Annotated in this window: 5 protein-coding genes; 2 read left to right on the plus strand and 3 right to left on the minus strand. The window is 45.4% G+C overall.

Translation table 11 applies throughout. From position 1 onward, the window contains the following. Window positions 1-5769, plus strand: a 5769-nt coding sequence (locus tag R7O13_RS20835) for a tandem-95 repeat protein (protein WP_318304629.1), incomplete at its 5' end; no start/stop codon positions are given. Between the two features lie 88 nt (window positions 5770-5857). On the opposite strand, the gene R7O13_RS20840 is transcribed toward R7O13_RS20835, so the two are convergent. Further along, a complete protein-coding gene (locus R7O13_RS20840) occupies window positions 5858-6472 on the minus strand; it encodes an OmpA family protein (RefSeq protein ID WP_031781371.1) in 615 nt (204 codons plus the stop codon). Between the two features lie 2 nt (window positions 6473-6474). Further along, window positions 6475-7791: a TolC family outer membrane protein gene (locus R7O13_RS20845; RefSeq protein ID WP_195723090.1), complete on the minus strand. Its 1317-nt coding sequence runs from the start codon at window positions 7789-7791 to the stop codon at window positions 6475-6477. 401 nt (window positions 7792-8192) lie between these two features. On the opposite strand from R7O13_RS20845, the gene R7O13_RS20850 reads away from it, so the two are divergent. Next, the gene (locus R7O13_RS20850; RefSeq protein WP_318304632.1) at window positions 8193-14339 is read left to right on the plus strand and encodes a Calx-beta domain-containing protein; all 6147 of its coding nucleotides are present in this window, start codon (window positions 8193-8195) and stop codon (window positions 14337-14339) included. A 70-nt stretch (window positions 14340-14409) separates the two neighbouring features. Here the strand turns inward: R7O13_RS20850 and R7O13_RS20855 are convergent, their stop codons facing one another. Beyond that, entirely contained in the window at window positions 14410-15603 is a 1194-nt protein-coding gene (locus R7O13_RS20855) for a class I SAM-dependent methyltransferase (protein WP_165439096.1), read from the minus strand. Window positions 15604-15616 lie beyond the last annotated feature (13 nt).

The raw sequence follows: 15616 nt of genomic DNA on the forward strand, positions 1-15616 counted from the left end.
GCTGTTACTGACGAAGACACGCCAGTGACAATTGATGTCCTGCCAAACGATACTGACATTGATGGCGATACGCTGTCTATCCAATCAGCGTCCGTACCTGAAGCGCAAGGCACAGTCGAGATTGTTGACGGCAAGTTGGTGTTCACACCGGCTGAGAACTTCCATGGCGATGCTGAAATCACTTACACCGTCACCGATGGTGCGCTGACTGACCAAGCGACGGTCAACGTCACCGTGAATGCGGTGAACGACGCGCCTGTGGTTGAAAGCAACCTCGCAGACCAAACCTTGGCGGAAGACTTTACGCCATACAGCATCGATCTAAATACCGCGTTCAGCGATGTAGATAACGTAGATGGCGAGCTGAGCTTCAGTGTCTCTGGCAACAGCAACATTCAAGTGGCGATCGTCAATGGGATTGCTACGTTCACTCCAACCGCAGACTGGAATGGCTCAGAAACCCTAACGTTTACCGCCACCGATCCAAGCGGTGAAAGCGTCAGCCAAACGGTGAACTTCACAGTTGCGCCTGTGGCGGACATCGTGGCAGATAAAGCGACGGTTGTGGAAGATACGCCAACCATCATCAAGGTCTTAGATAACGACACGTTCGAAGGCGACGACAAAGTGGTGTCGCTGGATACCAACAACGGTCCAGCTAACGGCACGGTCTCGGTCAACCCGGATGGCAGCGTCACTTACACGCCAAACGACAACTTCCACGGGGCAGACAGCTTCACCTACATCGTCACCTCCGGTGGGGTATCGGAGTCCACCACGGTGAACGTCGATGTCACACCAGTCAATGACGCGCCAGTGGCAAAAGATGATACCGCTGTCACTGACGAAGACACGCCAGTGGCGATTGATGTCCTGCCAAACGACACCGATATTGATGGCGATACGCTGTCTATCCAATCGGTGTCTGTGCCTGAAGCACAAGGCACAGTCGAGATTGTTGACGGCAAACTGGTGTTCACACCAGCTGAGAACTTCCATGGTGACGCTGAAATTACTTACATCATCACCGATGGTGCACTGACCGACCAAGCGACGGTCAACGTCACCGTAAATGCCGTAAACGACGCGCCTGTGGTTGAAAGTAGCATCGCCGACCAAGCCTTGGCAGAAGACTTTACGCCATACAGCATCGATCTGAATACCGCCTTCAGCGATGTGGATAACGTGGATGGCGATCTGACCTTCAGCGTCTCTGGCAACAGCAACATTCAAGTGGCGATCGTCAATGGCATTGCTACGTTCACTCCAACCGCGGACTGGAACGGCTCTGAAATCCTAACGTTTACGGCTACCGATCCAAGCGGCGAAAGCGTCAGCCAAACGGTGAACTTCACAGTAGCGCCTGTGGCGGACATCGTGGCAGACAAAGCGACGGTTGTGGAAGACACGCCGACCATCATCAAGGTCTTAGATAACGACACGTTCGAAGGCGACGATAAAGTGGTGTCGCTGGATACCAATAACGGTCCAGCCAACGGCACGGTCTCGGTCAACCCGGACGGCAGCGTCACTTACACGCCAAACGACAACTACCACGGTACAGACAGCTTCACCTACATCGTTACCTCGGGTGGGGTATCGGAGTCCACCACGGTGAACGTCGATGTCACACCAGTCAATGACAGGCCTGACAGTGAGGACTTTACGCATGTTACTGACAAGCCTTTGACGCAAGTTGTATTTGATACTGATACGAAACCTTTAGGTGATGGCGACTCTCAGGATCATATAGCGGATATTGAAGATGACTTAAATGGCAACGATTTGCATGTGCGGATTATTGAACTACCGACCTCAGGAACATTGTTCTTCAGAGATAACAACGGTGAACTGCATGAAATAAAAGAAGTCAGTGACACTCTTTATGAAAAAGATAGCCTTTACTATGAAGCTGATAATGTGGGTTTCTTATTAGGTATCAAGGATCGCCCAGATACACCAAATAGTTCCGAGTCTACAACAGATTTCAATAATTGGGGGCTAAGTGAGGACGGAGGTCCATCACACTCCCGTACTGAGCATTTAGTTAATGGTTCCTCCTTCACTATATCTTCTGATAGTGGTGAACTTGCTCAATACAACCGCCAAGTGTCACATATCGGAAATGGTATTGCTGACAATGATGGGCAGGGTATTGAGAAAGGCGAGACAATTACGATCGATTTGTCTAATAACCCTGTGGGCAGCGTAAACCTTGGCTTAGATGGATTAGGTGGATTGTTTGATTACGGTGATGACAACGCAGCGCTTATTACGGTTACATACTTAGATTCAAATAATGTCCAACAGACTCAAACGTTCGAGTTTTTGAAGCCTGAGGGCAACTTCATGCTATTCCAAGAAACAAGCGTTGGTTATGGGAAAGATCTAGCCCTTCCTAAAGGTTCGGTCATTACTCAGTTAGATTTTTCTACGAAAAATGAAGGTAACTGGGAGTTACGTTATGTAGAAGGTGTTCCTGCCGAAGACAGCTTTGGATATGTGGCAGTCGACTCTGAAAGTGGCGTTAGTGATCCGTCTACGGTCAATATCGTTAACGAAATACTAGATGGTAATGTTGCGGAAAATGGACCTGTGGTGGAGAGCATTGCAGGTGTTACTGTTGTTGAGGGTGACGATGTCACGTTTTCTGTTTCTCTAAATAACGCGACAGATCAGACCGTTAAGTATCAAGTGGATTTCTCTGCAGAGGGTTCTAGTGTGAGCTCTCAAGACATTGATTTGTCGAACGCAACTTTTACTAATGGCGTGAAGTATTTGGGTGGATACCTTATTGTTCCAGCCGGAGTGAATGGCTTTGAGATTACCATTCCAAGTATTGATGATCAGTTGGTTGAATCAACAGAGAGTCTTGTGATTAAAGTCGGAGATGTATCTGGCGTTGGCTATATTGATGATAATGATGTTCCGCCAGCAGTTCAAAGCAACGAAATTTCCGGATTAGAAGACGAAGCTATTGTTATAACACTAGAACATTTAGGCATCGTTGATAGTAGTATAAGTGTTGAGTTTGACACTTCTGCTCTAAATGGCTCACTACAAGTGAAAGGTTCTGATGGTTGGGAAGCGGTTTCTGGAAGTGTGCTCGCTTCTGATATCGAAAATGGTCTTGTTCGTTATGTTCCTGCTGAACATGAATCTGGTGCAAATGTTTTCGATAAAGACGGTGTTGGGAACGGTTTGGATACTTACGAGCAGATTCATTTCACTGTTAGTGATGGCAATTCTTCTGCTTCAGGTACGTTGAGTATCGACATAGAGCCTGTCGCGGACCCAATTAAGATTGACCTTACTTTCGGTCCAGTAACGTCTGTACCTGTGACACTAGGCGGAAGCTGGTCTACAGACGAAGAACTTAAAGATCTGCTTGAGGCAAGTAATTTACCAGGGCTTGACTTTGAACATGTGGTGACACAAACGTTTAATAACGGACATGTTGGTAATGACTTAATGCTAAGCGGTGACACTGAATCGCCACTGAGCTTTGTCGGAGATCAACAAGCAGGTGCGAACGTTGATGCTCAAGGCAGTGATATCTTTGTGACTGGAGGAGGTAATGATTCTATCTATGGCGGTATTGGTTCATTAGATGATCAAGCGGAGACGGACACAGTTGTTTACTCTGGCAAGTTGTCTGATTACAACCTCAACTATTACCCTGCGTCTGACCACTCAGAGGTCCCGTATTGGATTGTCGAAGATAGCCGATTTATTGATACAAAAGATGTTGTTTCGAGCACTCATAAAGAGTCGGGTGACCACCTTTATGAAATTGAACAACTTATCTTCCAAGATGCCATTATCAAGCTAAATAACAACACAGGAGAGTATGTTGTACTTACAGAGCAGCAAGTCTCTTTTGAGCTGAACCTTGATCTTATCGATGTGGATGGCAGTGAGTCATTCATTAACGATAGCGTCACATTAACGGGAATTCCTTCAGGGCTAACATTAGAGGTGAATGGCAAAACGGTTACTGAAAACAGCGATGGTTCTTACACGGTTGACCTTTCAAGTGAACCAAATCAAACCAGTCATCAACTAAGCGGTACGATTACTGTACCAGCCGATTACAATGGTTCGTTAGATTTTGATGTAACAGCGACGGCAGGAAGTGTTGAAGTTAATAACAATACTCAAATGGGAACGGACACGGCTTCTGTTTCAGTTCGAGATTATGATTTTGTTTCCGGTACGCATGGTGATAACAAGATAGCTGGATCTGATAGCAATGATGTGATTGTTGGCGATGTTCAAGGATTACAGATTGTCGAGGGGCAGGACTACAACCTTGCTTTTATGCTCGATACATCAGGCAGCATGGGTTACGACGTTGGTCTAGCGCTAGGTGAGCTAAAAACAGTGCTGAATACTCTTACCGAAAGTGCTAGTGGCCCTCATTCGGGCAAAGTGAACGTTTTATTGACCACATTTGCTACTGGGAGCTCTCAGGTACTTGAATTAGATTTGAGTGCAGACAACGCAACATCGCAAATAGAGTCTACATTGGATGCAATTTTACAAATCGGTGATGGTAATACAAATTATGAAGCCGGGTTCCAATCTGCACTAGACTGGTTTGCTAATGCCGATAGTGGCGCAACAAACCTAAGTTATTTCATATCTGATGGTCAACCAAACCAAGCTACGGATAACAATACGAGTTGGTTTAGTGGTTGGGAGGGTGTCGTACTTGGCGTGTCAGAACAAAAGTTAGTGACGCTAGCGGATGTCTTGCCAAGTGATTACAGGTTTGGTGATACAGTCACATACAACAATAAAACAATCATAGATTTTCGCGGGGCGGTGTATTCGCTCTCTACTGGTGAACAGGTGGGGAGAATGCTTAACTCATATGTCTATGATGATTATGGAAATAATGTTCTATCTCAAGCGAATAACGCATATCAAGCATTGGCTGAATTTAGTGAGGTTCGTTCGATAGGTCTTGGTCGCTACTTAGATGAAGATTCGTTAGAAAACTTCGACTCTGATGGTGTAGTAAGAGCTAACATAGATGTAAACCAACTAGCAGAAGTGATCCTTGGTAAGGAAGTTTCTTTGATGCAAGGCAAAGATGAGATTAACAGCCTTGATGGAAATGACATTATTTTTGGTGATGCCATGCGTTTCGACGTCGATGGTGAGCAAGGAGTTTCCGCGCTGCAAAACTACGTAGCTTCTCAACTAGGTAAGGATGTTTCGTTGGTTACCAAAGAAGAAGTTCATCACTACATTACTGAAAACCAAGCAGAATTTGAACAGTCTCGTTATTACGACCAGGCAGATACCATCTCTGGTGGTTCAGGAGATGATATTTTGTTTGGACAAGGCGGTGACGACAAGCTGTTCGGTGGTGCAGATAATGATATTTTAATTGGTGGTTTCGGCAATGATATTTTGACAGGGGGGGACGGTGAAGACATCTTTAAATGGATTGATGTGTCCAATGAACGCGACACTGTCACTGACTTCAATAAAGATGAAGACACTCTAGACTTCTCTGATCTCTTTGATGACTTATCTAAAGATGAAATTGGAGAGCTTCTTAATGATCTTCAATCAGGTGATCATACCGGTGATGTCGGAGAGTATCACGTAGAAGTGGCACCAGATGGCAGCTCTGAGGCAAACCTGAGTATTACAAAAGGTAGCTCGACATTAGACATCCATTTTGACGGTGCAAGCGTTGATGATGTGACTCAAAGCTTGATTGCAAGTTTAGAGGCGCAATACAAAGATATGTAGTGGCGTTACCATTTAGGTAAAATTGAAAATCAAAAAAGGTCTAGCAATTTGCTAGACCTTTTATTTTTACGTTCTGTTTATGGTTGTGTTAGCTTTTTGGAAGTGTAGTGAAAACGGTCCACTCTTTCTTAACTTCGCCCTTGTGACCAATCACTGTTGCGGTTACTCGACGGTTTAGCGCGTGACTCACTTGGTCAGTGCCTTGTGTTGCAAGCACTGTGTCTCCATAGCCCACAATGGTAACTCTATCCCCACTAATACCATTCGTCATGAGTTCTTTTCTAACGTTCTCAGCCCGGCGCTTGGATAAGTCGAGATTGTGTTCTGCAGTACCAGTGCGACTAGCATAGCCCTGAATCTCGATAGACGTATTTGGGTACTCTTTCAAGAAATCGGACAACTCACGAATTTGTTGCGTAAAGATAGGGTTTATAACATCGGAATCGTTCGCAAATAGGACTCGAATTTGCATTTCTTGTGAGGAGTCGACATACGAACCGCAGCCATCGTTATCTATCTCGGCTCCTAAAGGAGTTCCCGGACACAAATCGCGCTCGTTAATAACACCGTCTGAGTCATCATCTATATGATCAGCCCACTGATCGGCAATTGGCGTATCGATGTAATCATACTCATCGCCTTTATCGGATGAACTGCATGCCGAAATCATCAATGAGAGTGCAATAAGAGTTATGTGTTTCATAATTAATACTCCACTTCTTCTAGCCATTCTTTAGGCATTTCGACCCTTAATGCACTCAACAGTTGACCTGTTGCGTTCATCACTCGATATTTGGCGTACTGCTCTGCGTATTTAGAATCTAAGTAGTCTTTACGCGCCTCAAAGAGCTCGTTTTCAGTGTTCAATAGATCAAGCAGTGTCCGTTTACCGATGCGATATTGCTTCTCGTAAGCAATTACGGTCTCAGACGCAGAGTCTACATGATCTGATAGAAACTCTTTTTGTTGTAATGTTAAATCAAGCGCACTCCAAGAAAGTCTTAACCCTTCTTCAACATTGCGATAGGCACCTTCACGCAAGTCTTTTGCTTTATTTAGCTGGTAGGCGAAGTTTTCTGAGTTCGCTGCATCACTGCCGCCATTGAATAGGTTGTAGCGTAGGCGCAGCATGGCAAGTGTCTCATCACTGCGACCTTTTAAACCATCAGCGTCGTCACGCCATGTTTGCGAAGCTTCAATGGAAATGGTTGGGTAGTTAACACCTTTAGACTGTTTGTATTGAAACTTAGCCGAGTCTACGTCTGCGAGTGCGACTTGAATAACGGGGTGCAGTTCAAATGCCAAGCCTACCGCTTCATCAATTGTGTACGGAATAAAGTTTTGGTCCGCTCTCGGAAAGATTAGCCCTTGCGGTGTTTGACCGACTAAACGAGTGAACATCGTGTGAGAGTCATACAGGTTATTTTGAGCAGCGGCTAAGTTGCCGTGTGCTTTTGCCAAACGTGCTTCTACTTGCGTTAAGTCAGCGGTAGAGCCGATACCCGAGTTGACTCGTTTTTTAATGTCATCGTAGATATCTTTGTGAACAGCCAGGTTGTTTTCAGACAGCTTGAGTATTTCGTAAGCTTTTACAGCATCTAGATACACTTTGGTGACTTCAAGTGCTTTATCCGATGCGTCGGCCAAAAGTTGAAATCTTACTGATTCAGCATCCGCTGCGGTTCGGTCTATATCATTAAGAGTCGCACTGCCGTCCCAGATAAGTTGGGTTAGTGTCACCGATGCTTCTTTTCGAGTGTAATCTGTATCTCCACGTCCCACCTCGTCAGAAGGGTCTAATCCTTCATACCCAATACCCGCATCTAGATCAATAGAGGGTAAGTAAGCACCCGAAGATGCTTCATTTACGTATTTTCGGCTCGTAAATTCATTAAATGCACTCTTAATGTCAGGGTTGTTTTTTAACGTCAATGCTACGGCTTGCTCTAAAGTTTGACCGAAAACGGGTATAGACACCATTAAACTACAGCAGCAAGCAATATTTAGTCGGTTCCATTTCACGGTATTTCTCCTAAAAATTCGTGTTGCTTTTTGCTATTTCATCTCATAACTGAGACGAAACATCATAAATAACAGTGCTTGAGTAAGGGATTTATCAACCTACTGTTAAAACAAAGCTTTTGTTTCAAAAATCCAAGATTTCGCCTTTTAAAACCTTAGCACATATGTCGAATGTTGCTTAGCAACATAGCAAGTTTAGCTCGGAGAAAAGCTTGAATTCTTAATATCATAGCGTTTCACGGCCTGTGTCACTCTGCGCTTTTTTGTAACTCTGCCCCTAGAGTTATCAAACGTCCTACAAGCTACACATACAACGAAAATATGATGATTTTGACTAAACTATAGACGTAAATGTAGGGGTGACAAACTTTTGACTTGGTTTGAAGTGGGGCGAGGTAGATATGGAACGTGTAACTTTTAGCTCATTGGCGGGCAACATTGTCGTTATCGGGTTGGACGGTGAGATTAGGACTTTAGGTCAGGGTCAACTACCTCAACCAGGAGAGTTAATAATCGATGAAGTATCAGATACTTCTGAACTTGTTATCGAGCAGGTGACACCACAAGGAAGTTCAATAAATGTAACTGATGATATCACTGCGTTAATTGAAGCAATTGCGAGTGGGGAAGACCCGACTGAGCTGGGTGAAGAGTTTGAACCTGCTGCAGGTGAAGGAAACGGGTCTAGCCCACAGAATACGGGAGCTATAGATCGCACAGGTGCTGAATTACTCGCTAGTACCAATTTTGAGACAGTGGGAACTGACGGAACAGGATTTTCAAGTACTCAGGTAGAGACGCTACTCGATATTCTCCAAATACAACCACCAGAACCAACAGCAACCCCCATTCCTGCAACGATAATTGTTCAGGAAATATCCAGTCCGACTATCAACGAAGGTGATCAGGTTGTATTCGATATTACTTTAAACCAAGCAACAGAGGACAATACTGATGTCACTTTGTCGCTACTTGATGGCACCGCAACTGGCGGTTCAACTGACGAGAGCGGAAGTGACTACGTTAATGAGCGTGTTCTCATAACATTTTCTGATGGTACAACGGAAGAAATCTTGGTTGATGATAACGGTACTTTTACAGTCTCGGTCCCATTAGGTGAAAGCGGGTTTACGGTTTCTCTCGACTCTATAGATGACTCTATATTCGAAGGCCCAGAAACGTTTACGCTTTCTGGCACAACAGAAGAACAAAATACACCTGCAACCGGGGTGGCAACCATTGTTGATGATGGTAGTGGGCCAGGTTTAAGTCCTGATGATGATCGCCCAACGGTAACGATGAGCGATGCAGGGATAGTTAATGAGGGTGAAACGGCTAGCTTTAAAGTGTCGTTATCTAATCCATCAGCTATAGATGTTGAGGTTGAACTGACTCTCAACTTAGGTGACACCGAAGCCGGTGACTTAGGTCTCTTAGAATACAACACGGGAAGTGGCTGGGTTGCAGTGCCAAATGATGGTGTGGTGACGGTGCCAGCCGGGCAAACCGAATTTGATGTGCGTATCGCTTCCATTGATGACACCGTTTATGAAGGCCCTGAAGACTTCAGTGTGACCGTGACTGGCATTGGCGCAGTACAAGGCAGTGATACGGGTACGGCAACGATAGTGGATGACGGTAGTGGTCCAGGACCTGATCCCGATGATGACCGCCCAAGTGTGACTATTACCGATGCTGGCATTATTAATGAAGGTGATACGGCGAACTTCAAAGTGACGCTATCGAATGCCTCCGAGTCCACTGTTCAAGTCGAGCTAGGCCTCAACTTGGGTGACACTGAAGCCGGTGACTTAGGTACCTTAGAATACAACGCGGGAAGTGGCTGGGTTGCAGTGCCAAATGATGGCGTGGTGACCGTGCCAGCCGGGCAAACCGAGTTTGATGTGCGCATTGCTTCTATTGATGATGCCGTTTATGAAGGCCCTGAAGATTTCAGTGTTACAGTAACTGGCATTGGCGCGGTGCAAGGCAGCGATACAGGTACGGCAACGATAGTGGATGACGGCAGTGGTCCAGGACCTGATCCCGATGATGACCGCCCAAGTGTGACTATTACCGATGCTGGCACCATTAATGAGGGTGAGACTGCGAACTTCAAAGTCACTTTATCGAACGCGTCTGAAGCGGAAACGCAGGTGGAACTGGGTCTTAATCTTGGCGATACCGAAGTTGGAGATTTGGGCACCTTAGAATACAGCACGGGAAGTGGCTGGGTTGCAGTGCCAAATGATGGTGTGGTGACGGTGCCTGCCGGGCAAACCGAATTTGATGTGCGTATCGCTTCCATTGATGACACCGTTTATGAAGGCCCTGAAGATTTCAGTGTGACAGTAACTGGCATTGGCGCGGTGCAAGGCAGCGATACAGGTACGGCAACGATAGTGGATGACGGCAGTGGTCCAGGACCTGATCCCGATGATGACCGCCCAAGTGTGACTATTACCGATGCTGGCACCATTAATGAGGGTGAGACTGCGAACTTCAAAGTCACTTTATCGAACGCGTCTGAAGCGGAAACGCAGGTGGAACTGGGTCTTAATCTTGGCGATACCGAAGTTGGAGATTTGGGCACCTTAGAATACAGCACGGGAAGTGGTTGGGTTGCAGTGCCAAACGATGGCGTGGTGACCGTGCCAGCAGGGCAAACCGAGTTTGATGTACGCATTGCTTCTATTGATGATGCCGTTTATGAAGGTCCTGAAGATTTCAGTGTGACAGTAACTGGCATTGGCGCGGTGCAAGGCAGCGATACGGGTACGGCGACGATAGTGGATGATGGCAGCGGCCCTGGACCCGATCCGGATGATGACCGTCCGAGCGTGACTATTACCGATGCTGGCATTATTAATGAAGGTGATACGGCGAACTTCACAGTCACCTTATCGAACGCGTCTGAAGCGGAAACGCAAGTGGAGTTGGGTCTTAATCTCGGCGATACCGAAGCCGGTGACTTAGGTACCTTAGAATACAACACCGGAAGCGGTTGGGTTGCAGTACCAAATGATGGCGTGGTGACCGTGCCAGCCGAGCAAACCGAATTTGATGTGCGTATCGCTTCCATTGATGACACCGTTTATGAAGGCCCTGAAGACTTCAGTGTGACCGTGACTGGCATTGGCGCAGTACAAGGCAGTGATACGGGGACGGCGACGATAGTGGATGACGGTAGTGGTCCAGGTCCCGATCCGGATGATGACCGTCCGGTTGTTGCGGCAATTAGTGATACAACCGTAAACGAAGGTGAGTCTGCTACGTTGGTTGTCACTTTGAGTAACCTAAGCGCTACGGATACTCTCGTTAATCTGACACTTAATGATGGCACAGCTGAGGGAGGAGTAGATTACACCAAATCGTCTATTACAGTTACCTATGCAGATAGTTCATCAGACGTTATCCCTGTGAACCCTGATGGTACATTTAATGTGTCTGTACCAGCTGGTGATATGACCTTTGACGTTGTGATAAGTACCACCGACGATGAGCTGTTCGAAAGCGATGAAAATTTCACATTAATTGGACAGACCGAGATACAAACAACTCCGGTTACAGGCACGGTAACGATTCTTGATAACGATACAGTCAGCGTTGCCTCTATTTCTAGTGAAGTGGTTAATGAAGGTGAACCTATCATTTTTGATGTTACTTTAAGTAACCCTAGTGATAGTGAAAGTTTGGTCAATATGGTGCTCGCTGATGGTAGCGCAGAGGGGGGCATAGACTACATCAATGCATCGGTTACAGTTACCTATGCGGATAACTCAACAGATGTCATTACTGTCAACGCAAACGGAACATTTGATGTTTCAGTTCCCGCGAACGACGTCTCATTCAGCGTCACAGTCAATACTATTGATGATGACCTATTCGAAGGCGCAGAGACTTTAACACTCTCGGGTAAAACTGCCACTCAAATTACATCTGCAATGGGTATAGGGACTCTTCTTGATGATGGTTCGGGGCCAGGACCTGATCCAGATGACGATCGCCCAACAGTTGCAGCGATTACCTCTACAACGGTAAACGAAGGTGATATTGCAACACTAGATGTAACGTTGAGTAATGAAAGCACCACCAACACCACTGTCAATATGATGCTGACTGACGGATCAGCAGAAGGCGGTGTGGATTACACCGATACTTCAGTAACAATTACTTATGAGAGTGGCGGCATAGAAGTCGTTACGGTGAATCCAGATGGCAGCTTTATTGTCGATGTGCCCGCAAATGATACGACTTATAGTGTTTCTGTAAGTACAAGAGATGATGACTTATTCGAAGGACCTGAAACCTTTACGTTATCAGGTAACACTGATAACCAAGTTGGTTCTGTGATTGGTACCGGTACTATTGTTGATGATGGTAGTGGCCCAGGACCAGATCCTGATGATGACCGCCCGACTGTAGCAGCGATTACGGATGCCATAGTTAGTGAAGGTGAGCTGGCAACGCTTGAAGTCACTTTAAGCAATGCAAGTACCACAAACACCGTTGTTAATATGACATTAGCAAATGGGACAGCTGAAGGAGGTTCGGATTATACAAATACGACAGTAACCGTTACCTACGCTGATAGTAGTACCGACGTTATTTCTGTGAACCCAGATGGTACGTTTGATGTCATTGTACCAGCGTTAGACACAACATTTAGCGTTACTATGGTGACGTTAAACGATGATATTTATGAGGGTGATGAGAACTTTACATTATCCGGTGCCACTACTGTGCAAACAACTGCTGCTGTCGGTACCGTAACGATTAACGATAATGCAGACATACCAACTGTCACTGAAATTACGGATATTCAAGTGGTGGAAGGTAACGATGCGAAATTTAACGTTACACTGAGTAATGCAAGTGCGGTTGCGATTATGGTTAGTATGTCTCTCTTAGACGGAACCGCTGTCGCTGGAGATGATTTTAACGCTACGAGTGTGACCATTACTTATGCTGATAACACGACGGAAGTTATTGCGGTAAACCCTGATGGAACGTTTGATGTCTCCGTACCTGCGAGTGATACTAACTTTAGTGTTACGGTAAACACTGTTGAAGACCAGATTTATGAATCTTCAGAAAACTTTGTTTTAACTGGTTCGATTCAAGGGCAATCACCTGCAGCGTCAGGCCTTGGTACGATTATTGATGATGACAATACACCTCCGACAGTAGAAGACTTTGGCATTTCGGTTGACCTTAGTGTGGGAGGAGACGCTTTAATTGACTTTGCACCACATGCGCAAGACTTTGAAGATGACTTTGATCTTCAAGATGATAAAGAAACGAGTATCTGTGTCACGACGCTTCCAGACTATGGCTATCTCTATTACTTGGATGATCAGAACAATGAAGTCATATTGGACATTGGTGATGTGATTCCAGAAACTACGGAAGTCAGATATGCACTAACGGAAGATTTCTTTGATGAGCAAAGCTTTGATTCCCAAGATTTACTCGATGAATTTTCTAAAGACTTCATTGCCGATTCAGTCGATGTTAACGGTTTAAGTTTCTTTGGAGGAACCATTGATGGTAATGGTGACTTTGTCAATAATGCTCAAATCAAGGTTGACTTTGCCGCTCAGCAGGTAGGTTTAGTTGTAGTGTCACCGGGCGAAACTGGCCAAGGGGATGAAATTAGTACGAGTGAGTTCATTGCCATTGAATTAGATGAAGGGCTTGAAGCTAAAGAAGCAAGGTTAAACCTAGCAAGCTTGAATGATAGGTTTAACAGTGGCGGCGCTTGGATTCAAGCATACTTTTATATGGGCGATACTCTTGTTGATATACAAACCATACACACCAGTGACATCGTATTTACTGGTAATCAAGAAGGTTACGCTGACGTATCGCTAAGTAATGGCAGTTTTGATGAGATTCGCTTGTTCCCTGAAACAGACAGTTCAAGTGATAAAGCCAGCTTTACTCTAGTTGGTACTCAGATTACAAGTTTTAATAATGTAAACGACTCGTTTGATTACAAAGCGATTGACTCAGATGGTTTAGAAAGCGATACCACTGCAACCGTTGATATTGATTTTAACAATGTCTCTTTTGAAACAGTGACCGCTTTCGGTACACAGACTGCTTCGTTACAGCAAGAGCCTAATATCATCATGGGAACAGACCAAGATGATGTTCTTGTAGGCACCGATGGTAATGATATTCTAATTGGTGGTCTAGGTAATGATATTTTGACTGGTGGCGGAGGTGATGACATCTTCAAGTGGACAGAGATGCAATCCGCAACTGACACCGTGACGGATTTCAGTGACGGGGATCAGCTCGATTTTACCGATGTATTTGATGATATGAGTGGTACTGATATTTCCACATTACTTGATGATCTCGGCTCTGGCGATTATCACGGAAGCGTGGATGATATCACGGTGGCGGTGACTGAAAGTGGAGGTAACTCAACTCTGACCATAAATAAAGATGGACAACAGTTGGAGGTTAATTTTGACGGAGCTTCTGCTTCTGATATTGCCAATAGTTTGATTTCTAATCTTGAACAATTACGAGAGTAAATGATTCAAAATGAAAAACGGAGCGAAAGCTCCGTTTTTCATTTAGTAATGCAGTAAGTTCAGGCAATAATTAAAGCACTTTACATGCAAAACCTTTTAAGTAGAAACCTTCTGGATATGCGGTATCGGTTGGGTGGTCAGCGGCTTGTTCAAAACGCTCCACAAACTTTACTTGGCGGTTAGCGTCTACGGCTGCATCAGCGATGATTTTCTGGAACAGAACTTGATCCATCAAGCCAGAGCAAGAGTAGGTCAGTAGCGTGCCGCCCGGTTTTAGAATTTGCATTGCTAGCATGTTGATGTCTTTGTAACCACGACATGCGCCGTTTAGTTGTGCTTTGCTCTCTGCGAACTTCGGTGGGTCCATGATCACAACATCGAACTGAGTTCCTTGATCACGATACTCACGAAGCAGCTTAAACACGTCTGCATTTAGGAACACGGCACGCTTCTTCGAAATATCAAAATCGTTTAGCTCTGCGTTGAATTTTGCGGTATCTAAAGCAGGTTGCGACACGTCAGCGTTAATCACACGCTTTGCATCACCTTTTAGAGCGTAAAGTCCGAAGCCACCTGTGTAAGAGAAGCAGTTAAGAACTTCTTTGCCTTTCATATATTTCATCGCTTGCTGGCGACTATCACGTTGATCTAGGTAGAAACCTGTTTTGTGTCCGCCAACGATATCTACACTAATCTTTACGCCATTTTCTTCGATGACGACTGATTTAGGTGGCTCTTCGCCGTGCAAGACGCCTGTGATCTCTTTTAAACCTTCTTTTTTACGAACGGCCACGTCAGAGCGCTCGTACACATTACAATCAGGGAAGCACTCAACCAGAGCGTCAACAATAGCCTGCTTATTGTGTTCTGCGCCAGCACTGAGAAGTTGGCACACAAAGAAATTTTGGTAACGGTCGATCGTAACGCCTGGTAAGCCGTCAGACTCTGCTGCGATAAGGCGATAACCCGTAAGGCCATCACGTTCGATAATGTCTTCACGAAGAAGTTGTGCGTCTTTAAGTCGTTTAACGAAAAACGCGGTGTCGATTTCTTCTTTCTCAAAACTCCAAATACGAGCACGAATTTGTGAAGCTGGCGAATATGCCGCCTTAGCTAGCCATTTACCGTCGTGAGTGAATACATCAACCGTTTCGCCAAGAGCAGGTTCGCCCTCAACTTTGTTGATGCCTCGAGAGAAGATCCAAGGGTGCTTGCGCTTGACCGATTTCTCGCGACCTTTAACCAAATAGATAGCAGCTGTCATTTCATTAGCTCTT

Source organism: Vibrio sp. Y176 (assembly GCF_033438945.1).

Bases quoted from the DNA above. Each gene is read 5' to 3' on its own strand.
- R7O13_RS20840 (WP_031781371.1), bottom strand. From the start codon at position 6,472: ATGAAACACATAACTCTTATTGCACTCTCATTGATGATTTCGGCATGC.
- R7O13_RS20850 (WP_318304632.1), top strand. From the start codon at position 8,193: ATGGAACGTGTAACTTTTAGCTCATTGGCGGGCAACATTGTCGTTATC.
- R7O13_RS20855 (WP_165439096.1), bottom strand. From the start codon at position 15,603: ATGACAGCTGCTATCTATTTGGTTAAAGGTCGCGAGAAATCGGTCAAG.